This window comes from Alkalicoccus saliphilus, from assembly GCF_003044065.1.
GTDB classification, from domain to species: domain Bacteria; phylum Bacillota; class Bacilli; order Bacillales; family Salisediminibacteriaceae; genus Alkalicoccus; species Alkalicoccus saliphilus.
Map to the genome: position 1 here is coordinate 1 of NZ_PZJJ01000038.1, position 23,035 is coordinate 23,035.

The 23,035-nt window shown below is 46.4% G+C and carries 23 protein-coding genes; 3 read left to right on the forward strand and 20 right to left on the reverse strand.

What is annotated here, in order from left to right; genetic code table 11:
• Positions 1–24: 24 nt before the first annotated feature.
• The gene (locus tag C6Y45_RS18215; protein ID WP_425427873.1) at positions 25–90 is read left to right on the forward strand and encodes a hypothetical protein; all 66 of its coding nucleotides are present in this window, start codon (positions 25–27) and stop codon (positions 88–90) included.
• Between the two features lie 384 nt (positions 91–474).
• On the opposite strand, the gene C6Y45_RS15245 is transcribed toward C6Y45_RS18215, so the two are convergent.
• The 16 genes from C6Y45_RS15245 to C6Y45_RS15320 form a co-directional block, all read right to left on the reverse strand.
• Entirely contained in the window at positions 475–789 is a 315-nt protein-coding gene (locus C6Y45_RS15245) for a LapA family protein (RefSeq protein ID WP_107586080.1), read from the reverse strand.
• On the reverse strand, positions 786–1,694 hold the full coding sequence (locus C6Y45_RS15250; protein ID WP_107586081.1) for a cation diffusion facilitator family transporter: 909 nt from the start codon (positions 1,692–1,694) through the stop codon (positions 786–788). Before C6Y45_RS15250 ends, C6Y45_RS15245 begins: the two co-directional genes overlap by 4 nt.
• A gap of 108 nt (positions 1,695–1,802) precedes the next feature.
• Positions 1,803–2,750 carry a protein translocase subunit SecF gene (secF, locus tag C6Y45_RS15255; protein WP_107586082.1) on the reverse strand — a complete coding sequence of 316 codons (948 nt, stop codon included), beginning with the start codon at positions 2,748–2,750 and terminating at the stop codon, positions 1,803–1,805.
• Entirely contained in the window at positions 2,740–3,990 is a 1,251-nt protein-coding gene (gene secD / locus C6Y45_RS15260; RefSeq protein ID WP_107586098.1) for a protein translocase subunit SecD, read from the reverse strand. The genes secF and secD overlap by 11 nt, the downstream gene beginning before the upstream one ends.
• A 442-nt stretch (positions 3,991–4,432) precedes the next feature.
• Positions 4,433–5,212: a DUF368 domain-containing protein gene (locus tag C6Y45_RS15265; RefSeq protein ID WP_160058433.1), complete on the reverse strand. Its 780-nt coding sequence runs from the start codon at positions 5,210–5,212 to the stop codon at positions 4,433–4,435.
• Positions 5,213–5,343: 131 nt separating this feature from the next.
• Entirely contained in the window at positions 5,344–5,607 is a 264-nt protein-coding gene (yajC, locus tag C6Y45_RS15270) for a preprotein translocase subunit YajC (RefSeq protein WP_107586084.1), read from the reverse strand.
• Between the two features lie 124 nt (positions 5,608–5,731).
• Positions 5,732–6,871 (reverse strand): tRNA guanosine(34) transglycosylase Tgt, encoded by a 1,140-nt coding sequence (gene tgt / locus C6Y45_RS15275; protein ID WP_107586085.1) that lies wholly within the window; start codon positions 6,869–6,871, stop codon positions 5,732–5,734.
• Between the two features lie 136 nt (positions 6,872–7,007).
• Entirely contained in the window at positions 7,008–8,036 is a 1,029-nt protein-coding gene (gene queA, locus C6Y45_RS15280; protein ID WP_107586086.1) for a tRNA preQ1(34) S-adenosylmethionine ribosyltransferase-isomerase QueA, read from the reverse strand.
• A gap of 28 nt (positions 8,037–8,064) precedes the next feature.
• Positions 8,065–8,274 (reverse strand): DUF2905 domain-containing protein, encoded by a 210-nt coding sequence (locus tag C6Y45_RS15285; RefSeq protein WP_174703891.1) that lies wholly within the window; start codon positions 8,272–8,274, stop codon positions 8,065–8,067.
• A complete protein-coding gene (gene ruvB, locus C6Y45_RS15290) occupies positions 8,275–9,273 on the reverse strand; it encodes a Holliday junction branch migration DNA helicase RuvB (protein WP_107586100.1) in 999 nt (332 codons plus the stop codon).
• A 21-nt stretch (positions 9,274–9,294) separates the two neighbouring features.
• Positions 9,295–9,900: a Holliday junction branch migration protein RuvA gene (gene ruvA / locus C6Y45_RS15295; RefSeq protein ID WP_107586087.1), complete on the reverse strand. Its 606-nt coding sequence runs from the start codon at positions 9,898–9,900 to the stop codon at positions 9,295–9,297.
• Positions 9,901–9,991: 91 nt separating this feature from the next.
• Positions 9,992–10,717, reverse strand: a complete 726-nt coding sequence (locus C6Y45_RS15300; protein WP_107586088.1) for a YebC/PmpR family DNA-binding transcriptional regulator — start codon at positions 10,715–10,717, stop codon at positions 9,992–9,994.
• Between the two features lie 67 nt (positions 10,718–10,784).
• Positions 10,785–11,684 carry a prephenate dehydratase gene (gene pheA, locus C6Y45_RS15305; protein WP_107586089.1) on the reverse strand — a complete coding sequence of 300 codons (900 nt, stop codon included), beginning with the start codon at positions 11,682–11,684 and terminating at the stop codon, positions 10,785–10,787.
• Positions 11,685–11,705: 21 nt separating this feature from the next.
• The gene (locus C6Y45_RS15310; RefSeq protein WP_107586090.1) at positions 11,706–12,155 is read right to left on the reverse strand and encodes an ACT domain-containing protein; all 450 of its coding nucleotides are present in this window, start codon (positions 12,153–12,155) and stop codon (positions 11,706–11,708) included.
• A gap of 213 nt (positions 12,156–12,368) precedes the next feature.
• A complete protein-coding gene (gene obgE, locus C6Y45_RS15315; RefSeq protein ID WP_107586091.1) occupies positions 12,369–13,649 on the reverse strand; it encodes a GTPase ObgE in 1,281 nt (426 codons plus the stop codon).
• Between the two features lie 21 nt (positions 13,650–13,670).
• On the reverse strand, positions 13,671–14,186 hold the full coding sequence (locus C6Y45_RS15320) for a Spo0B domain-containing protein (protein WP_107586092.1): 516 nt from the start codon (positions 14,184–14,186) through the stop codon (positions 13,671–13,673).
• Positions 14,187–14,490: 304 nt separating this feature from the next.
• On the opposite strand from C6Y45_RS15320, the gene C6Y45_RS15325 reads away from it, so the two are divergent.
• Positions 14,491–15,444: an agmatinase family protein gene (locus C6Y45_RS15325; RefSeq protein ID WP_107586093.1), complete on the forward strand. Its 954-nt coding sequence runs from the start codon at positions 14,491–14,493 to the stop codon at positions 15,442–15,444.
• A 310-nt stretch (positions 15,445–15,754) separates the two neighbouring features.
• Here the strand turns inward: C6Y45_RS15325 and hemY are convergent, their stop codons facing one another.
• From hemY to C6Y45_RS15345, 4 genes are all read right to left on the reverse strand, one after another.
• The gene (gene hemY, locus C6Y45_RS15330; RefSeq protein ID WP_107586094.1) at positions 15,755–17,158 is read right to left on the reverse strand and encodes a protoporphyrinogen oxidase; all 1,404 of its coding nucleotides are present in this window, start codon (positions 17,156–17,158) and stop codon (positions 15,755–15,757) included.
• Position 17,159: 1 nt separating this feature from the next.
• A complete protein-coding gene (gene hemH, locus C6Y45_RS15335; protein ID WP_107586095.1) occupies positions 17,160–18,101 on the reverse strand; it encodes a ferrochelatase in 942 nt (313 codons plus the stop codon).
• 95 nt (positions 18,102–18,196) lie between these two features.
• Positions 18,197–19,243, reverse strand: coding sequence for a uroporphyrinogen decarboxylase (hemE, locus tag C6Y45_RS15340; RefSeq protein WP_107586096.1), 1,047 nt, complete (start codon positions 19,241–19,243; stop codon positions 18,197–18,199).
• 337 nt (positions 19,244–19,580) lie between these two features.
• The gene (locus C6Y45_RS15345; protein WP_107586101.1) at positions 19,581–21,692 is read right to left on the reverse strand and encodes a transglycosylase domain-containing protein; all 2,112 of its coding nucleotides are present in this window, start codon (positions 21,690–21,692) and stop codon (positions 19,581–19,583) included.
• A gap of 186 nt (positions 21,693–21,878) precedes the next feature.
• On the opposite strand from C6Y45_RS15345, the gene C6Y45_RS15350 reads away from it, so the two are divergent.
• On the forward strand, positions 21,879–22,616 hold the full coding sequence (locus C6Y45_RS15350) for a cytochrome c biogenesis CcdA family protein (RefSeq protein WP_107586097.1): 738 nt from the start codon (positions 21,879–21,881) through the stop codon (positions 22,614–22,616).
• The last annotated feature ends 419 nt before the right edge of the window (positions 22,617–23,035 follow it).

The following is a 23,035-nucleotide window of genomic DNA, read 5'->3' on the forward strand; positions in this document are numbered from 1 at the left end:
ATCCATTACTATAATCACGATCGCATAAAATCCCGTTTAAAAGTAAGCCCGGTACAATACCGCCTGCATCATGAGCCAGCGATTATTTGACAAATTTTGGTGTCTAATTTCAGGGGTGCACATCATTTCCCACCGGCGTCCCCGCCGGACGTTCCGGAGGAAAAAGCATCTCCTTGATGAAAGAAAGGACGGAATCAACACGTTTTTTAGAAGAGAAACCTTCTTTTTATTTTCCTGTTGGAGCTGCAGCAGGCGACTCCGGGGCGAGATAGGACGAGCTGAAGATCCATTTCTTCCGAGCATGGAGAGGAAGAAATTAGCTGAAGCCGGCCCGCCCGGAAAGCGTCCTGCGGAGGCGAAAGCAGGGAAATGCATAGGCATGTATAAAAAACACTTTATAAACAGCCTGAGACGCCCATCATTACTATGATGGGCGTCCAGTTGAAGAAGTATTGCACTTCATGGGAAGCTGGTTCAGCTTTCCTTTTTTCTGCTTCGCTGCAAACCGGTTTTTTCATTGTCCACCGGTGTATCTTCCGGATCTTTATCCGGAACGTCTTTTCCTTTCAACTGCTTAATCTCCCGCTGAAGCTGGAATATTCTGTACATCCCGACGAGCCCCGCAATCAGACAGCCTGTCAGAACAGAAACAATAATAACGAGAACGAGCGGCCATTCAGCTTCTGTGAAAAGAAAATTGACTTCCACCGGATCAACGTTCACTACAGCAAAGCCAGCGATTATGAGCGTGATAAAGAGCACGGCTATTAACGTCCATTGACCTTTCATAATTCATCCTCCTCTGCATAAGGGTTTATGTGAACCCGTACATCCTGCACGTAACTGTATCGCATGAGCTTCCGCTTCACCTGCTTGCCGATCCGGTGCCCATCCTCCACCGTTATATAAGGATCTACAGAAAGTTTTATGTCAATTATCACATAATGTCCATGCTCTCTTGCCAGCAGTTCATCGATTTTCATTACCCCCGGAACTTTCCGGGCTTCTTCAACCATCCACCCGCTGTCTTCTTCATGAAGCACATGATCCAGTGTATTATGAACAGCTTCAGTTCCGAGCTTCCAGCCCATCCGGATGATCATGACAGCTACAATAATACTGGCAGCCGGATCCATGTAGGCTGCCTGTTCCCATCCGGCAGCACTTCCTGCTATAGCTGCGCCTGCACCAATAAGAACTGCAAGTGATGAAAAGACATCTGAACGATGGTGCCATGCATCGGCAATTAAAGCACTGCTTCTGTATTTTTTACCCAGTCTATACTTATATTGAAACATCAGTTCTTTTAAAATAATTGAAAATAGTGCTGCATAAACAGCCCATATTCCCGGAATTCCTATTGGACTGAACATGGCTGAAAATGCGTTGAGTGCCACTTCCACCCCGACTACAATAAGCAGTACGGATACGATAATGGAAGTGACCGTTTCCGCCTTCCCATGACCATAAGGATGATCTTCATCGGGTGGCTCCTGAGCAGCCCGGATGCCGATGAGTACAGCAATGGAACTGACTACATCTGATGCAGAATGCAGTGCATCTGCTACGAGCGCCCGGCTGTCTGCAATCAGACCAACAATACCTTTCAGCACTGCCAGCACTACGTTTCCGCCTATTCCAATCCACGCCCCCTGCTGGACTTTTTTGCTCCGCAGCTCTGATCCGCCCTCCATAGAACCCCCCCTTTCCTTCTTCACTCTACTTTAACATGAAATCGACCGGTCCTCTTCCCGGCACAGGCAACCCCCACAGAAGAAAGGCTTCTGCGGGGGTTGAAAAAATTATGCATTCTCCGGCTCTGATTCCTCTCTCGCTTTCAATTCTTCACGGCGCAGACGGCGGGCAATTTGTTTTGATTTAAGAACTGCCCACAGCTGTGCTGCGATAAAGAGAGATGAATATGTTCCAGCTACGAGTCCGACTACAAGAGCGAAAGAAAAGACTCTGAGTCCCTCGCCCCCAAGAAGAAGGAGGGCACCAGCTGCGAACACGACGGTGAGTACTGTGTTAATAGATCTTGCCAGTGTCTGAACAAGGCTTTTATTGACTACCCGGGAAATGTCTTCGAACGTATTAACCGCTTTTTCAAGCCGCATATTTTCCCGTATTCGGTCAAAGGTTACTATCGTGTCGTTAATCGAATAACCGACTATTGTCAGTACCGCTGCAATAAAGGGAATGTTTACTTCCATCTGGGTGACGGCAAAAACGGTTAATATAAACAGCGCATCATGAAACAGCGCTACAATCGCTGCCACTCCATATAAAAACTCAAAACGGAAAGTAACGTAAATTATTATTCCAACGGTAGCTATCAGGACAGAAATGACAGCGTTCTGAGCAAGCTCTTCACCGACGATAGGTGTAATAGTGCTGACGTTGGGCGTACTGCCATAAATATCTTCAAAGTGTGACTGAATTTCGAGTGACTCTTCCTGATCAAGTCCTCCTATAAACGAAGCACGCCCTATTTCATTATTTTCCCCTGCCAGCATAATATCATCCGGCTCATATCCTATTTCTGCAAACTGCTGATCGATTTCAGCTGCCGTAACTTCTTCACCGGCGAGAACGTCCACTGTTGTTCCACTTTCAAAATCAATCCCCAGATTCAGACCGATAGTAAATAGAAGAATAATACCAGTAAGCAGAAAAGCTCCGGAAAACGCAAAAAACTTTTTACGATGTTTAATAAAATCGAGTTTTGAAGTTTCGGAATTAAATTTCACTGATATCACTCTCCTTTACGCCGAATAACCGGGGCTTTTTATTCAGTGCTCTGCTGTTTACCCAAAGCCCGAGAAGAAGTCTGGCTCCAAACACAGCTGTAAGGAAGCTTGTCAGAATACTGACAATCAGCATGACGGCAAACCCCTGCACAGCACTCGTTCCGAAATAGAACAGCACTGCTGCGGCAAGAATTGTTGTAATATTCGCATCAAGAATAGTTGATAGGGACCGGCGGCTTCCTGCTTTAAATGCGCTCATTACAGATCTTCCGCTGCGGAGTTCATCCTTAATTCTTTCAAAAGTGATGATATTGGCGTCCACCGCCATCCCCACTCCAAGAATTAACGCAGCAATCCCCGGCAGAGTCAGTACGGCATTCAGCCAGTTGAAGATTACGAGCACTAAATAAATATAGGCGGAAAGCGTCACTACAGCTACTGCTCCCATAAATCGGTAATAAAAAAGCATATAGGCAAAAATGAGTGCTATGCCGACTATCCCTGCATTTACTGCCAATTCCATGGAGCGTTCCCCGAGCTGGGCTCCCACGGAATTCAGAGAAAGCTCCTCAAGTTCCACCGGCAGTGCCCCGGCGTTAAGTATACCGGCCAGGTCTGAAGCTGATTCGACAGTGAAGTTACCGGAAATCATCACATCGCGTGAAGGAATCACTTCGTCTACACGCGGGGCAGAAACAATTTTGGAATCTTCCTTCATTATTTCTTCTTCAAAAGAGTCTCCTTCTTCATAATCAAGCCAGATAACCAGCTGCCGCTCCTCCGGCGGTCTGCTGCTGATTTCACGCGTAATATCTTCAAATAAAGTGGCATCATCCACGGTTACAGAAACGATAGGTTCATTTGTTTCCCCATGAAAGTTCTGCCTGGCCCCGCCTTCCACCAGATCAGAGCCATCCATCATCAGTTCATCGTTTACATCGCGGAACTCCAGTCTGGCCTGTGTGGAAAGAAGTTCTCTGGCCTGTTCCTGATCATCCACTCCGGCCAGCTGTACTCTGATTCGGTCTTCACCCTCAATGTTGATGCTCGGTTCTGAAACACCGAGTACGTCAATACGGGCATTGAGAGCACTCACAGTGTCCGTTAACAGCTCCCTGTCTATTTCCCTGTCTTCTTCCTCATCAAGCGGCTGTACTTCATAAAGCACTTCGAAGCCGCCCTGCAGGTCCAGTCCAAGGCTGATATCGTCCACCTGTTCCTCAGCAGTGACGGTAATCATGACTCCAATCGCAATAACGATTGCAAAGAAGACAGCAATAAAGCTTTTCCGGACTCCTTTTCTTCTTTTTGCCAATGGTAGTTCCTCCTTCGTCTGTAAAAACTCCGGTATATGCAGGAGAAGGATGCAGGAAAGTATGCTTCCTGCACCCTTTTTATACTAATACATACGTGTGACTGCCTTATTATAGCGGTGGGGAAATTAAGATGTCAAATCCGGCGGAAAAAACGGAAAGTAACAGCTTGTTATCATAAACCGTAATGAAGAGAGTTTTTAATTGCCCCGCAGTATTTTTGAAATTAGCTATGTTCGCTGCCGGCTGAAGAAACACTTCGCCTTTCAACCGGCCTGCCGTGGAAAGCGTGAAGATCCTCCCGGACGAACGGACGGCCGCAGGCAACCTTCAAAAACAACCCGAAGCTTTAAAATTAAACATTGAGCCTTAAGGCTGCTTTAAACTGAGTACGTAGGCAGTGGCTGTTCCCGCAGCAAAAGCGAAAGTACTTGCTGCTGCACTTCCATTTCCAAATCCGGGGAAAATGGTGAAAGCCGCTCCAATAATAAGACCGATAATTCCGGCGTACGTATAGGAAGGGTAGTGATGGAACAAATAGCGGATACCTTTACTGCTTATGATAAAACCAACGATTACGCCGCTCCCTACAAGAAGAATAACGGGCAGATTCGGGTTTGTGACAGATAAAGCATTCGTAGCAGTCTGGTATACACCGAATAAAAGCAGTACAAATGCCCCGCTCACTCCCGGAAGAAGCATGGCCATGCTTGCGATCCATCCGGCTATAAAAAAGAGCCATGCATTTTGAGCGGTTAACTCAAGAATTGCCGTTCCTCCATCCTGCTGGGCAGCCCCTCCAATAAACAGGGCGAGCAGTGCCATGATAAATAACAGCAGTAAATGCACCGGCCGAAAAGATTTTCTGCCGTGGGAATTTTTCATAAGCAGCGGCAGCACCCCTACAAGCAGTCCAGTGAAAAGAAAGTTTGTTTCCTGGCTGTACCGCTCCAGCAGAAAGTTCATAGCGTTTGCCAGAGAAACAATCGCAAACATCATACCGGCTCCAAGCGGTATTAGAAACCCGAGATGCCTTTTCCAATCGCGGCTGAAAAAACCACTAACAGCTTTTATGAAATTTTCGTATATTCCCAAAATCAGGGCCATGGTACCACCACTGACTCCAGGAACGATATCGCAGATACCCATAAAAAAACCGCGGTATAAATTTCTCCATTGCACAGTTAAGGACTCCCTCAGTGTTAAAATATGTATATACAGGGTATAAAAAAGGGCCCCTTGCAGAAAGTAATTTCCTTTCTGCAGATGACCCTTTGTTATCAGTCCTGGTTTGTTACTTCCCGAATTGCCTGACGGTCAAATGTCATCTTAATCTGACCATTTACATCGACAACAACACGGTTTTCATCAATCGCATCGATCGTACCATGGAGGCCGCCGATCGTGATAATTTTATCACCCTTCTGCAGGTTCGAGTGCATTTCCTGAACTTTTTTCTGGCGCTTCTGCTGCGGCCGGATTAACAGGAAATAAAAAATCGCAAACATAAGAATTAAAGGAATTAACGCTCCTAACAGATCCAATCTCTTCACTCCCTTCTATATTTAAGGTCCGGGACAGACTCCCAGTCGTTTATTCTCTCAAGGAAAAACTCCCAGCTTCTATTGTAGCCAAAGTTGCTCCTTAAAATCAATCTATTTTGTCGTTCTAAAAGTTTTTTGCATTCGGCTTATTAAATCCGTAGGCTTCAAAAAATTCCTCCCGGAAATCGAGAAGCCTGTCATTCCTGATGGCCTCCCTCACATTTTCCATAAGCTGCAGGAGAAAATGCAGGTTGTGATAGGAGCAGAGACGAAGTCCGAGCGTTTCATTGCTTTTTATCAAGTGACGAATATAGGCTCTGGAGTAATTTCTGCATACACGGCAGCTGCATTTTTCATCCAGTGGCCGAAAGTCTCTGGCATAGGCTGCATTTCTTACTACGAGCCTTCCGCTGCTTGTCATAAGCGTGCCGTTTCTCGCGATACGTGTAGGCAGTACACAGTCAAACATATCTACTCCTCTGACCGCCCCGTCAATCAGGGAATCAGCTGACCCCACTCCCATCAAATATCGGGGTTTGTTATCGGGCAGAAAAGGAGTAGTTTCTTCCAGCACCCGGTTCATGACATCCTTCGGTTCGCCGACGGAAAGTCCCCCAATTGCATAACCGGGGAAATCGAGAGACACAAGATCCTCTGCGCTTTGTCTGCGCAGGTCCGGATGCTCCCCACCCTGAACGATACCAAAAAGACCCTGATCATGCGGCCGTTGATGTGCTTCAAGACATCGTTCTGCCCACCGGCTTGTTCTTTCCACTGAAGCTTTCATATAATCGTGTTCTGCCGGATAAGGCGGGCACTCATCGAAAGCCATCATGATATCAGGCCCCAGGGCATTTTGAATATGCATAGATTTTTCAGGTGTCAGGAAAAGTTTTTCTCCGCTCAGATGGCTGCGGAACTCGACTCCCTCTTCACTGATATTACGGAGATCACTCAGGCTGAACACCTGAAAACCGCCGGAGTCCGTCAGTATGGGCCGGTCCCAGTTCATAAATTTGTGCAGGCCGCCTGCTTCCTGAATAATATCTTCTCCAGGGCGGAGCCAAAGATGATACGTATTACTCAGGATGATTTGTGCGTTCATTTCCACGAGTTCATCCGGACTCATAGTTTTTACGGTGGCAAGAGTTCCTACCGGCATGAAAATCGGCGTCTCGAAACTTCCGTGGGGAGTATGGACTTTTCCAAGTCTCGCGCCGGATTGGCGGCACGTTTTAATATGTTCGTAAGTTACTGCTGGCATAAATACTACTCACTTCTTTCCTCATTTTCTTGTGTCAGCAGAAAAAATGATCTTCTGCCGGACGCGTGTTTACTCCGGCTCAGGACTCTTTAAGTTTATAAGGAACATGCTGCGCTGTGGAGCATACCCGGCCTTTTTATATTATCAGCATTGCATCTCCAAAACTAAAGAAACGATAGCGGTTTTCTACTGCTTCATGATACGCCTTCATAATATTGTCTCTGCCCGCAAAAGCACTAACCAGCATCACGAGTGTTGACTTAGGGAGATGAAAATTAGTAAGCAGACCGTCAATCGCCCGGAAAGTAAAACCGGGATAAATAAATATATCCGTCCAGCCGGAAGCTTCCTTAAACTCACCGTCCGTGTCCCTCGCAATTGTTTCGAGTGTCCGGGCAGAAGTCGTTCCCACCGCAACAATTCTACCGCCCCGTTTTTTCGTTTCATTTAATTTTTCTGCTGTTTCCGGGGGGAGATTATAAAATTCTGCATGCATTGTATGATTTTCCACCGTCTCCACAGAAACCGGACGAAACGTCCCCAAGCCGACGTGGAGGGTTAAATAAACGATATCTATTCCCTGCTTCTGAAGTTTTTCCAGCATCGTGTCAGTAAAGTGCAGACCAGCTGTAGGGGCTGCGGCTGAGCCTCTATGTTTGGCAAACACCGTCTGATAACGATCTTTTTCCTCCAGCTGTTCCTGAATATAGGGCGGCAGCGGCATTTCTCCAAGTTTATCCAGAATTTCGTGAAAGATACCTTCGAAACTAAATGCCAGCTTGCGTCTCCCGTCCGGAAGTATCTCCGTGCATTCCGCCTTCAGCAAACCTTCCCCAAACGTAAGTTTCGTTCCTTTTTTTACACGCTTCGCCGGTTTAACAAGAGCTTCCCAGACAGATCCGGCCTCTTCTTTAAGAAGAAGCACTTCTATATTGGCACCGGTTTCTTCCTTTATGCCGAACAATCTTGCCGGGATTACCTTCGTGTTGTTAAGAACGAGTGTATCCCCCTGCTTCAGGTGGCGGCTTAAATCGTGAAAATGCTGGTGTTTTATTTCTCCTTCGCTGCGTTCCAGCACGAGCATCCTGGAGGACTCCCTGTCCTGCAGCGGAGTCTGTGCAATAAGATCCTCCGGCAGCTCGTAGTCAAATTGTGAAACATCCATTCTTTCTGTCTCCTTCGTTACAATTAAGTTATCTTCTTATCAGCATAAAAATCAAAGATAATACAATGCTGATAATAATTGAAGTCATGACCGGAAAGTAAAATGTCGAACCGCCCCTTTCAATAACGATATCACCGGGCAGTCTTCCAAGTGAAAAGAATCTTCCTCCGACCTGCCAGAGGACTCCGGCAATAATCAGCACCGCCCCCGTTGTGATCAGCAGCTTCGGTATCGACATTTAATCAGGTACCTCCATTTGAAAATGATGATAGGCTGACGCTGACGCCGTACGTCCCCGCGGCGTCCGCTGCATAAAACCTATCTGCATTAAATACGGTTCATAAACATCTTCAATTGTGTGGGACTCTTCGCCTATGGTGGCTGCTAACGTGTCCAGTCCGACAGGCCCTCCCCGGAATTTTTCTATCATCGTTTTCAACAGCTTATGATCTATTTCATCGAGTCCCAGCTTGTCGACCTGAAGTAAATCCAGGGCTTCGTTCGTAATATCAATCGATATACTTCCATCTCCTCTTACCTGGGCAAAATCACGGATTCTCCGCAGAAGCCGGTTGGCAATACGAGGGGTCCCCCTGGCGCGGCGGGCTACTTCATAAGAAGCAGTTTTATGAATTTCCACGTCCAGTACTTCCGCTGTCCGAAGAACTATTTCATGCAGTTCTGCTTCAGTATAATATTCCAGACGGCTCATAACACCGAAACGGTCGCGCAGCGGTGAAGAAAGCATTCCGGCACGAGTCGTGGCACCTACTAATGTAAAAGGTGGAAGATCGAGCTTTACAGATCTTGCAGACGGACCTTTACCAATAACAATATCGAGAAAAAAGTCTTCCATAGCCGGATAAAGAACTTCCTCCACGGCCCGCGGCAGCCGGTGAATCTCGTCAATAAAAAGTACATCACCCGGTTCAAGGGCTGTGAGAACAGCCGCAAGATCTCCAGGACGTTCCACTGCCGGGCCTGAAGTCGTACGGAGCTGGACTCCCATTTCATTGGCGATGATCATGGCAAGAGTAGTTTTCCCGAGCCCCGGTGGTCCATAAAGGAGAACGTGATCAAGACTTTCCTCCCGCATTACAGCAGCTTCAATAAATACTTTCAAATTTTCTTTTACCGTTGATTGGCCAATGTACTGGCTGAGAGTCCCCGGCCGGAGACTGAATTCCTCCAGCTCCTCTGTTTCATGAACCTCTCCGCTGACCATACGCTCTTCCATCATTCTTCCCCCCCCTCACTTTTACGAACGCAGCATTTCCCGAAGCGCAAGTTTAATGTACTCATCCGTTGTGCGTTTTTCCTGTCTGAGAACCGGAGTCACTTTTTTCACTTCCCGCTCTGTGTAGCCAAGCGCTTTAAGAGCTTCCAGCGCTTCAGACAGCGCAGCTTCTTCCGGCGCCGCTTCCTCTGACGGAGCAAAAAGGCCTTCTGCAAGCGTAGGCACAATTTCTCCTACCTTACCTTTCAGATCAAGGATTATCTGCCCTGCGGTCTTTTTTCCGACGCCGGGAAATTTAGTTAAAAACTTTTCATTTTCCTCTTCAATTGCCTGTACAACCAGTTTCGGCTGCTCGGAACCTACAATAGCGAGTGCTCCCTTGGGCCCGATCCCGGAAACCTGAAGCAGTTTTTCAAACAGCCTTCGTTCTTCCCGGTGGGAAAATCCGTACAGCTTGATATCATCTTCCCGTACGTGCTGGTATGTATAAATCGTCGTAATATTTTCTTTTTCTGCAGTATATCTGTAGGGATTTCCACAGTGAATAAGGTAGCCGATACCTCCAGTTTCCACGACAATCGTATCTGCTTCCATATGAATTACTTTCCCTGTAATGCACTCGATCATTTTTTTGTCCCTCCACTTCCGTTTCTATAACGAACACACATTCCATTTTAGCATAATCCGCTGGTGAAGGTGACCTGTCAGAAAGCATATTCTAGAGGGCTGCGTTATGAAACACGCGCTGGACATCATCACTGTCTTCAAGAGCTTCGATCAGCTGCATCACTTCATCCAGCTGCTCGTCAGTAAGTTCTGTTTTTGTTTCAGGAACCATCGCTGCTTCAGCTGCTTCAAGCTTTAGTCCGGACCAGCTGCTGAATACTGTTTTTATCTCATCCAAATGCTTAAGCGGCGTATAAATTTCCACAGCGTCGTCTGTAAAAACAATGTCGTCTGCTCCGTATTCCACGGCTTCAAGCATCATTTCCTCCTCGTCTGTTTCTCTGTTTTTTTCGAAAAGTACGTATCCTGTGCGGTTGAACATGAAGGAAACACACCCGTTTTCCCCGAGGTTGCCGCCGTTTTTATTAAAAGCAAGGCGGACTTCCGCTGCTGTACGGTTTTTATTATCAGTGAGCGCTTCAACATATACGGCCGCACCATGCGGCGCATACCCTTCGTAAACAATTTCTTCATAAGATATTCCTTCGAAATTGCCTGTCGCTTTTTTTATCGTTCTTTCAATATTTTCATTCGGCATGTTGGCCCTTTTCGCTTTATCGAGAGCCATTTTCAAAGCGTTGTTTGTTTCTGTACTGTCGCCGCCGCTCCGGACTGCCTGAAAAATTTCCTTGGATATTTTAGTGAATACCTTGCCTTTTTTAGCATCCTGTCGTCCTTTGCGGTGTTTAATATTACTCCATTTGGAATGACCGGCCATGTTGCTCTCCTCCCTTATCACACTCGAAAAATCTCCTCCCACTAAAATGGAAAGAGATTCTTTTTTCCTACTTTTTTTCTACTGACGAAACAGCCGGAGTTTCATTCAGCTGCTCCCACGAAAAGCACGGGTAGCTGCCAAGAATGTGAACGCCGCATCCGAGTGTCTTTAATTCCTCTACAACGGATGGAACTAATACTTCGTCTTTTTTTATAGCAGCATCAACGATAAAAAAGTAATGTCCAAGTCCTGTCTTTGTCGGTCTTGATTCAATCCGGACAAGGTTAATCCGCCTCCAGGCAAAAGCTGCAAGCACCTGATGCAGGGCACCCGCGAAATCCGAAGATAGACTTATCATCATGGAAGTTTTATACTCTGTGTCTTCTGTGAGCAGTTCGTGTTCAAATGACTTTTCTTCTTTTGTTAACAGAAGGAAACGGGTCCGGTTATGTTCGTAATCGTTAATTCTTTCTTCCGCTAAAGCGAGGGAATACGCACCGGCAGCAATATCGTTGGCAATTGCTGCTGCGTTTTCCTCCGGATGCTCTGCAACATATTTAGCGGCAGAAGCGGTGGAATTTGTGTAGGATATTTCTGCCTTAGGAAGCCACTCCCGCAGGAACTGGTGGCATTGGGCCACCGCCTGCGGATGAGAATACACTTTTGTTACTTCTTTCCATGCTTCTCTTCTCTCTGACGTAACAAGAAGGTGCTGCTCAATTGGAGCTGTGATTTCTGCACTCATATTCATGCGCTGATGATGAATGAAGTAATCCAGTGTTATATTGACTGTTCCTTCAATGGCATTTTCCATCGGTACGACTGCCCGGTCCACATGTCCCTCTGCGACTGCATCCATCGTATCCGGGATCGTTGCATAAGGCACCCTTTTAAGGTGGGGAACAAGCGCGGCGGCTGCTGCTTCTGTAAAAGAGCCTTTCGGCCCGAGATAACCTACTTTTTCCAATGTCCTCTCTCCTTTTTCTGCTTATGCCCCGGAACCTACAATTTCGACCCGCTGCACTGCTTCAAGCTCCTGCATCTGATCCAGCAGTGCAGTAACATCGGAAGTCATAGCTGCAGTTTCGATCGTCAGCGTAATAGTCGCTTTCCCCTGAAGAGGAATAGTCTGGTTAATCGTCAATACATTGGCTCCGGTGCGGGCCACCATGGACAGCAGCCGGGAAAGTGAGCCCGACTGATCTTCCAGATGAATTGTCAATGTGATGATCTTTTCTTTCACCATTGTATGAAATGGGAAAATCCCATCCTTATACTTGTAAAAGGCACTCCGGCTTAACTCCACGTGATTAACCGCTTCGTTAATCGTCTGTGCTGAGCTGCTCTCCAGAAGACGCTTTGCCTCCACTGTTTTGAGCATAGCTTCAGAAAGCATGTCCTCCCTCACTAGATAAAACTGATCCGAACGTTTTCTCAATCTATTTCACCGCCTATTTACCCGGTAAATTACCGATCCACTATAAAAACTCATTGTAAATCAGAGGAGATCATTTGTCCACACAGAAGAAACATTTTACGATTCAACAAACTTGTCAAAGTCCACCGCACTTATACTCGAACAGTCTGCAGTAAAATCAGTCCGCTCCTTGAAAGTTCCGGTGATAAAAGCAGAGCTGAACGTCATCTGTCTCTATTCGATGAATTCAAATTCGTAGCTCAGAATTCTTACCGTATCTCCATCTTCTGCACCCATTTCTCTAAGTGCTTTATCAATTCCCATTTTCCGCATTTTTTTAGAAAATCTCTGTACAGAATCATAGCGGTCAAAATTAGTCATTTTAAACATTGTTTCGATTTCGTGACCTGTAATTGTAAAGCCGCCGTCATCGTCATGATGTACGTGGAAAGGCTCTTCTTTTTTCGTGTATTTATACACTACGCGCTGATCCGTATCCTCTTCATAAAGAGGGAACATTGGTGTTTTTTCAATTTTATCAGCCACAGCCCGAAGAAGATTTTGAACTCCTGATTTCGTAACTGCAGACACAGGATGGATTTCTACGTCTTCTCCTGCTCTTTCCCTGAACATCTCCAGATGGGTTTCTGCATCCGGAAGGTCCATTTTGTTCGCCACTATAATCTGTGGACGTTCAGTGAGTCTCATATTGTACTGCTTAAGCTCTTCATTAATAGTTACATAATCTTCATAAGGGTCGCGCCCTTCGATTCCGCTCATATCAATAACGTGTACAATGACACGTGTTCTTTCGATATGCCGGAGAAACTGATGGCCGAGCCCGACACCGCTGTGAGCTCCTTCGATCAGCCCAGGGAGGTCTGCCATGACAAAGCTGCGCTGGTCATCTGTTTCAACAACGCCAAGATTGGGTGCCAGGGTTGTGAAATGATAATCAGCTATTTTAGGCTTGGCAGCAGAAACTACTGATAGAAGAGTGGATTTTCCAACACTCGGAAAACCAACCAGTCCAACATCGGCCAGCACTTTCAGCTCCAGTGTAATTTCCTTTTCCTGTCCCGGCTCCCCGTTCTCCGCTATTTCCGGAGCTGGATTGGAAGGAGTGGCAAAACGGGAGTTACCTCTCCCTCCACGCCCTCCACGGGCAATGACGGCCTGCTGTTTATGTTCCGTCAGGTCGGCAATAATTTCGCCTGTTTTTTTATCTACTATCGACGTACCGGGTGGAACGCGTACAATCATTTCTTTACGGCTTTTACCGTGCTGATTTTTGGGCATTCCGTTTTCGCCGCGATCCGACTTGAAATGGCGCTGGTAACGAAAGTCCATTAACGTTCTCAATCCTTCATCAACTTCGAAAACGACGTCGGCACCTTTCCCTCCGTCTCCTCCGGCAGGCCCGCCGTTTGGAACATATTTTTCCCGGCGGTAGGCAACCAGTCCGTTACCTCCGTCACCAGCTTTCACAAATATATCTACCTTATCTACAAACATGATCTTTCCCCTCTCTTTTCATCACACATCCAACCGGATGCGTGCATTTACACTTGTACTGTGCCAGTCAAGCTCCACATTGTTTTTTTTAAGGAAGTACGGTATTTCGTTCTGCTGAAGGCTTCCATTAAATTCAACTATCAGCAGCCTGCTGTTTTCACTTTTGAGAGTCACTGCCACCCGGGCAGTGACAGATGTATCAGTTGCCTTATCTGCCCAGGAAGTAAACTCCTTCAAAAAATTTAACGCTTCGGCTTCCTCCCCGCTCCAGTCATCCCCTGAAGAATAAACTTTCACAGTTTCTAAAGGGACCATCGGACTTCCCCCGTTGTAAGTCAGCAGAAACTCTGCCAGCATCGGCGCATTTAACGAACTCAACCGGCTTTCCTGCTCTGCCCGCCGGGAAATTCTATCTATTACCTGATTTACTTTTTCTGTTTTTCCAAGCGCTGTGTAACTTTTTATCAGCTGAATATCGTTTAAATAATCATGCCGGTAATGACGCAGTGCTTCCACTACTTTATGAGCGTCCTGCATAAATCCTCCAGAAATTTTTTTCCGCAGGCCCGGAAGAAGACTGGTGTTTTAAGATCTCATTTCCCGCTTTCTGCCCGGCTGCAGAGATATATTAAAAGCAATTCAGACCAAATTTAACATTACTCCTTATCATACCATACTGCTCAATAAAAATGAAAGATACCTCTTACAAACAACAGAAATGGACTTCCGATGTAATATGGTCCGGAGACAAAACAGAAATATTTATGCTATAAATGTTTTTAAGCAGATAAAAACGTTTATCATATAAGTATGACGTATTATATATTATGGAGGGATTTTCATGAGCAGAGATAATATTTACGGCAACACCCCAACTTTTTTAAACAGTGCCAATCTCGTAACAGCACCCGGTAAAGAAAAAGATATGGACGTCATCGTCTACGGAGTACCGTGGGAAGGAGCCGTGACCTGGGGGGACTATACAGGATGTGAACTCGGGCCGAAAGTGATCCGGCTCTGTTCTGCCCGTTACAGCGGTTATCTTCCTGAACTTGATCATATCGATGTATTTTCCCACTTGAAAATGGGAGACAAAGGGGATGTTGCTGTAACCCCGGCGGAACCGGAAGAAACCATGGAGAAAATTAACGCTTTTGCATCCCCCATCTGGGAAAGCGGAGCTTTTCCGATCGCATTTGGCGGGGATCACGGCATTACTTATCCTATAGTCAAAAGTCTGACTGAAACTACAGGGAAAAAAGTAGGAATAATTCATCTCGATGCCCATTACGACAACAACGATGATTCCGGAGGGGATCCATACGGACGCGGAGCTCCTTTTGCCAGGCTTTATGAAACAGAAGGCGTCGTTAATGAAGCTCTTATCCATATGGGAATTCACGGCCCCCGCAATAAACCGGAAAACGGTAAAAAAGCACAGGAAGTCGGTGCTGAAACATTAACCATTCAGGACATCCGGCGTGCAGATTCCTCAAGAGCCATTGCCCGCAAAGCTTACGAGATGGCTTCAAGAGGTACGGACGCAGTGTATTTGAGTATCTGCTCCGACGTGCTGGATCACGCATTTAACCCGGGCGGTCCTGTCGACGGCAATGGCCTTACTTCCTTTGAACTTCTTGAAATGGTACATGAAATTTCACTTCTCGGCGTAATAGGAATGGATCTTGTCGAAGTATATCCTCAGCAGGATAACAACGACTTCAGCTCCCATTTCGCAAGCTTTATTGCCCTTTATGCTCTGGCAGGAGAAGCAGAAAGAAGAAAAAATTCTTAATCGCTGCTTTTTCAGGTTTAATAATTGAATAATGTGGTATAGGAACGTTAACTCCCCCCACTTTCTCAATTTTCCTCTCATGTGGAATCCGTGCGCTGTCAGCGTGCGGTTTTTTTTATCTTTACACACGTATTAACCACAGCCCTTAACAGCCCCACTACAACATAAACCGCCTTAATAGAAATTAAGACGGTTCCAGCTTGTTGATTAAGTTATGATGTCATTCATTGAATAAATCCTTCCAGCCGGCAAAGCTTTCCTCAGAAAATAAGCAGACTTGATAACCTGTATCCATGAACGGATCAGTTTTCTAAATTTCATTTACCGCCTGCACTGCCTGATCTATACAGTCCGGCAGTCCAATACCTCTGTAGCTGGCTCCAAGCAGTTTTACATGAGGGTATTCAGCTGCAAGTTTCTTTTCAATAGTCTGCAGCCTTTCCCGATGTCCTACTTCATACTGCGGCATAGCATTTCTCCATCTTGTTACAAGATGAAGTTCAGGTTCCGCTTCAATCCCCATAATTTCTTTAAGATCACGCCGAACCGTTTCGACAATCTGTTCGTCAGATTTTGAAACAATTTCTTCCTCTCCGGCCCGTCCGACATACGCCCGAAGAAGAGCTTTGCCTTCCGGTGCGGTATGTTCCCACTTGTGATGAGTCCAGGTGCAGGCCGTGATCGTATAGCCGGCCATTTTCGGTATGACAAACCCGGTGCCGTCCAGCGGCTTTTTCATCGCTGAACTGTCGTAGGCCAGAGCGACAGTCGCTACGGAAGTGGAAGGCACCTTTCCCATTGGCTCCATGAAGTCCATTTCCTTAAACAATTCGTAGGCTTCATGATGTCTCGCAGTCAGCAGCACTTTGTCTGCGTAGGCATCCGAACCATCTTCAAAATGGAGTCTTGTCCCTCTTCCTTCTTTTTCAATACGAATCAGCTTTTTGTTTTTCTTTACAGATTTTTCGTCAAGTTCTTTCTCCAGCCTCTCCACCAGGGACTGAAGCCCGCCTCTTAACGTCAAAAACATATTGGCCGGCTTTTTCATTTCACCTAAAAACACCGGCTCCTGTGGTGTTTTACTGCCGGAAACGTTTCTCATACCGAGTATGAGGCTTCTATGTTTATTTTCTATTTCCTGAAACTGTGGAAAAGTAGCCTGCAGGCTTAAATTATCTATACGCCCGGCGTATATGCCCGATAGAAGCGGTTCAATTAAATGATCCACGACTTCATTTCCGAGGCGCCTGCGGAAAAAAGCCCCGACGGATTGATCTTTATGCCCTGCCTTTCCTCTCAGCAGAAACAGATCCATCCCGGCCCGCATCTTTCCTTTCATACTGAAAAGCCCCGTCGTAAGAAAAGGACGAAGTTTTGTCGGGATGCCCATTACTGCTCCTTCAGGCATGCGCTGAAGCCCATTTTGGTGAAGTATGTAGGCCCCCGATTGATTTGTAACGAGCTCTTTTTCGAGACCAAGTTCGACGACAAGGTTATACATACTGCGCTTGCGTGTTAAAAAAGAATCCGGTCCCTGTTCAATAACAAATCCGTTTGTATAATCTGTCCGGATAACACCGCCCAGTCTTCCGCTTCCTTCGTACAGTGTAAATTGCGCATCCAGATTTCCGGACTGTATTTTTTTCTGCAGTTCATAGGAGGCGGCCAGTCCGGTAATGCCCCCTCCTATTACTGCAATTTGTTCTTCAGCCATTTTAAGCTTCCTTAAACTGAAGCTGCTTTTCTACAACTGTCGCAAGGGCATCGATGAATTCCGGTCTTGCGTTCGGCATTGGCGGCCGGTAGTAGCCTGCTCCTACTTCATCAGTTACTACTCTGCATTCGTAGTCATTATCATAAAGTACTTCCAGATGATCCGCTACAAAACCTACCGGGCAGTAAACGTAAGCTTTATATTCATGCTTCTCATGAAGATCACGCGTTAGATCCTGCACGTCCGGTCCAATCCAAGGATCCGGCGTGTTCCCTTCACTCTGCCAGCCGATTTCATAATTTTTAACACCGGCTTCCTCTGCAACCAGACGTGCTGTTTCTTCAAGCTGCTGCGGGTAGGGATCGCCGCCTGCAAGAATTTTTTCTGGAAGGCTGTGTGCAGAAAAAATAACACAGTGATGATTTTTTTCTTCTTCCGTCATTTTCGCCACCGTATTTTTAATGCCGTCCGCCCACAGGCGGATAAATTTAGGCTCGTCATACCACTGTTCCACGCTCGTGATGGAAGGCCCTTTAATCAGACCGGACTCTTCTTTTGCACGACCGTTATAGGACTTCACGCTGAACGTGGAGTAATGTGGAGCAAGAACAATACTAACCGCTTCTTCAATCCCGTCATTTTTCATCTGCAGAACAGCGTCTTCTATAAACGGATCAATATGCTTCAACCCTTCATAAACGACAAACTCCACGTCTTTATACCGGCGGTTCAGCTCATTTTTCAGTTCCTGTGCCTGCTGTGTCGTAATTCTGGCAAGTGGAGAAATGCCTCCAATATCCCGGTACCGCTGTGTTAAATCATCCAGCTGTTCCTGGGACGGTTTCCGTCCTCTTCGGATGTGAGTATAGTAAGGTTCAATTTCGTCTTCTGATCTCGGCGTGCCGTAAGCCATAACTAATAAACCCATCTTTTTAGTCATTATCCATCATCCTTTTTTAGTTTTAGACGTGCTGAAAAGAACCCCCCCCGGAACCGCTCTTTTATTTGAAGGAGCAGGCGCCGGGTCAGGGAGAGAAATTACTTTTCTGCTAACTTTTCCGCGGAATAATCATGAACAAAGCTCGTAAGCTGCTTCAGTTTCGCCGGGTCAATTTCCGGGAAGACCCCGTGTCCCAGATTGAAGACAAAGCCGGGCTGTTCCATCCCCTGATCAATGATTTCTTTTGCTTTCTTCTCAATAACCGGCCACGGAGCCATAAGAACACTGGGATCCAGATTCCCCTGCACGGCTTTAGTAATTCCATCGGCCCGGGCTTCTTTAATAGGATAACGCCAGTCCAGTCCGACGACATCAAGATCAAGGTCTGTCCAGTCTTTTGTCAGATGACGGGCTCCAACTCCATGCATTATGAGAGGGACATTCTCAGTCGAAAGCTCTGAAAAAATTCTTTTCATCACAGGCTTTACGTACTGCTGGTAGTCACTCTGACTCAGAGCACCTATCCAGGAATCGAAGATCTGTATAGCCTGCGATCCTGCCTTGATCTGAGCCCGCGCATAGGTGATGACCATGTCAGCGAGCTTTTCCATAAGAGCTTCCCATGTGTCAGGCTGTCCATACATCATCGCCTTTGTTTTATGGTAGTTTTTTGAAGGCCCGCCTTCCACCATGTAGCTTGCCAGTGTAAAAGGCGCCCCGCTGAAACTAATCAATGGTACTGTAAGCTGCTTTCTTAATATACGGATCGTTTCCAGAACAAAATCCACATCTTTTTCCGGGTGCAGTTCACCGAGACTCTGCACATCTTTCAAAGACGTTACCGGATTTGAAATAACCGGACCAATTCCTGACTTGATTTCCACATCGACTCCCATTGCCGGTAAAGGGGTCATAATATCTTTGTATAGAATAGCTGCATCGTTATTGTACTGGTCGACCGGCAGTTTGGTAACCCACGCACACGTTTCCGGCATCCGGGTAATCTGCTCCAGACCGTACTTTTTTTTCAGTTCGCGGTATTCCGGCTGGGATCGTCCTGCCTGACGCATGTACCATACCGGTACGTGAGGAACTGCTTCTCGGCGGCAGGCTTTCAAAAATGTATCGTTTGTTAATTGGGACAACACTTACACCTCATTTTTCATCATAGTAGCCGGGTTTCTTACTCCAGCTTATCAACTCTTATATCCGCTGTACATTTTAACGTTTTTTTGTTATCAAAGAAAGGAAAAAACACCTTGTTCACAAAAACGGTGAAAATTAAATACAAAAAAATATCCGGATGCAGTGTGCTGCATCCGGACCTCAGGCTGTTGGAAAGCTTTTTTATTTATGAATAGATGTTTTTTATTTCCGCCTTCGCAGGACGCTTTCCGGGCGGGGCGCAGAAAAGCTTATACGCTGGAACAATGATTCCGGAAATAAGGCTTGATCGACACTCTCCATCCGGACATTCGTTATTTATGAACCCCGTGAAAAAATATTCCATTCTGCTGAAGCAGTATTGGATGGTTCTCCTTCCTGTCTCGTCTGAGGGTTATACGGGACGACTACATATTCTCCTCCGGAAAAAACATTTGCCCGGCTGACCGTGTAATTTGTCTGCCCCACTACTTCATCAATAAGAGAATTCTCATCCCCCTCGACCATATAAATGCGGTAATGGATACGGCTGTCTCCCGAACCGGTCCATTCCAGCTCTACGTTTGCTCCGAAAAGTCCGACTTTCATGTCGGCATCCAGATCATCCACGGCTGTCATTTCCACCGGCTCGTCCATCTCTTCTATTCCTTCCGGCTTTTCAAATGCTGTTTCAGAACCTGAGGCAGGAAGCAGCTCTTTAAAAACAGCAGTCGGCAGTGCACTTGATATATCACCGCTGTCATCCTCAGCTCCCCGGCCCATCCATAATGCTCCACTTACTTCGGGTGTCCAACCTGCAAACCACACGTCTCTCGCTTCAGAGGTGGTACCTGTTTTCCCGGCGAGTGGAGCCGGTGCAGTCCCTGCCTGTCCGGTCCCATCTGTAACCACTGCTTCAAGCATTCTTGTCATGTACCATGCAGTCTGGGGCGTCATCACCACCTCAGATTCCGGCTCGGCTTCCGAGATAAGCTCTCCGTGACGATCATAAACTTTTTCCACAAAATATGGATCGGAATAAACTCCATTATTGGCGAAAGTACGGTAGGCTGCAGCCATTTGAAGAGGTGTCAGTCCTTCATCAAGACCGCCGAGAGCAATACTGAGCCCATCTTCTTCAAGAGCAATATTCTGTTTACCGAGCATTGCTTTTGATTCATCGACACCGATTTCGTTCAACAGCCACACTGCCGGAGCATTAACAGAATCTTTTACTGCCTCATACATGCTGATTTCCCCTTCGTATTCACCGCTCATATTTCCTGGTGAATACCCGTCGTAATCCAGCTCTTCATCAACAAGCAGCGTATACGGGTCATACTCTCCTGTTTCGAGTGCCGGAGCATACACGGCGATCGGCTTCATCGTGGAACCCGGCTGCCTTTTGGCAGAAGCATAATTCAGCCCTTTCTTTTCATAGTTTCTTCCTCCCTGAACAGCCAGCACCCCGCCGCTGTCATTATCAAGAAGCACGTAGCTTCCTTCCATTGCCTGAACGGGATATGTTTCATCACTGCTCATTTTTTCGTAGGACTGTGATTGAAGTTCTTCATCCATCGCAGCCTGAATGGTATATCCTCCTTCCAGTACTTCTTCTTCCGTCAGTCCGTGCTTTTCTTCCATTTCCAGAAGAAGCAGATCGATATAGGCATCATACGCTTCGTTTGAACTGACGCTGTGACGTTCTGAAGGAAGAGTTCTCCCCTGGAGACGGACAGTTTCCTCAGCAGATAAATAGTCCTGATCATTCATTAAGCGGAGAACGAGATCACGACGCTCCTTGCCCCGTTCTTCATCGATAAATGGCGAATAAAGATTCGGTCCCTTCGGCAGGGCTGCAAGCATTGCCCCTTCCTCAATCGAAAGTTCATCGACTGTTTTTCCAAAATATAAGCGTGAAGCAGCCTGGACGCCATGGGCTCCATGACCAAAATATATCCGGTTCAGGTACATCTCCAGAATTTCGTCCTTTTCATAGCGGTGCTCCAGATTCAGGGCAATCAATACTTCTTCCGTTTTCCTGAGTATGGATTTTTCAGGGCTCAAAAAGGCATTTTTTGCAAGCTGCTGGGTAATGGTGCTTCCACCCTCGGCCGCAGACCTGGTAATAATATCCCGGTAAAGTGCCCGACCGATTGAACGGAAATCAATTCCGGTATGATCATAAAAGCGCTGGTCCTCTACTGCAATAAAAGCTTCCTGTACATGATCAGGTATTTCATTCAGATCCACAGATTCCCTGTTTTCGCTGAACAGTCTCGTCAGCTCTTCTCCACTGCTGTCTACAACTGTGGTTGTTTCTTTCATTACTAAATCTTTTTCATCTATGGCATAGTTACCAAACAGAATTATTCCGAGATAAACTGTCACTCCTGCAATCGAAAGCAGAAGCAGTAATACAATGCCGACGGTTATTCTTTTGATCCACATTTTTCTCACTCCGTTCCCGGGCATTTTACCATCTCTCGAATAAAAACACTATTGTATAATGTATACGAATCAGCTTCCCCACCGGTTCCACAGACAGGAAATGTGAAACTTGAGTGACACTTATTCCTCCTGTATATATTATCGTGTATAGTTGAAAGAGCATAATAGAAAGCTGGAGGTTATATTTTGTATACGCTCAGTATTTTCGTTATAAATGAAATAACTTTTCTATCTCTTTGGGTCGCTTTGTTTGCCGGTGTTGTATCTTTTTTCTCCCCCTGTGTCTTTCCTCTCGTTCCGGCTTATCTGGCCCAGCTGACCGGTGCAGAAATTTCACAGAATAAACTTATCGCAGACCGTAAGCTGATTTTGTCCCGGAGTCTCGGATTTATTTTCGGGTTCACTTCCATCTTCCTTGCCCTCGGTGCTTCCACCTCGCTCCTCGGAGGTATGTTCCTGCAGAATCAGCAGCTTCTCGAGCAGCTCGGGGGCATTGTGATTGTTTTATTTGGTCTGCAGCTTACCGGACTTTTTCAGCTGAATTTTTTAATGAGTGAAAAAAGGATGAAAAATCCTGCCAGGTCTACAAGCTTCGGAAGATCTGTTTTGTTCGGCCTGATATTTGCTGCCGGCTGGTCACCGTGCATTGGACTGGTCCTTGGCTCGATACTCGCACTTGCTGCCCAGAATGATCCGGCAGGCGGAATGGTGCTCCTTTTATTTTATTCCGCAGGACTTGCCGTGCCATTTCTGCTTGCAGGGCTGCTCTTTGCACGATCACTCGACCGTATTCGCAGCATCAACCGCTTTCTTCCAGTTTTCCAGAAAGTCAGCGGAGTCATTATGATTGTGCTTGGTATTATGCTCTTTACCGGGCTGTTTGCAAGAATCGCCGGATATCTTTCGCAGTATTATATTATTTAAGAGTTCTTCCTATTCTGTATAGACGCCTATTTCCTAACCCAGGTTACGCTCCAGAGTGTTGATTAAGTCTTGATTTCAGAATAATTATTCTTCTGAGCGTATAGCTTTCTCCTGCACTCCCCGGCGGAAGCTTGCCATGGGGCTCGCCGTCAGCTATTTTCAATGCCTGCCGGCTTTGAAAAGGATCTTCCGACTGCGCTTATTCCCACCGGCGTCCCCGCCGGACGTTCCGGAGGAAAAATCCTCTCCTGAATGGAAGAAAGGGCGGAATCAACACGTTTTTTAGAAGAGAAACCTTCTTTTTATTTTCCTGCTGGAGCTGCAGCAGGCGACTCCCTCGGGAAAGATTGATATGGCAGGGTTTAAGACCTATTTTTTTTATTTAAAAAATTTTTTTGAGCTTTCCTCCTTTATGAAGC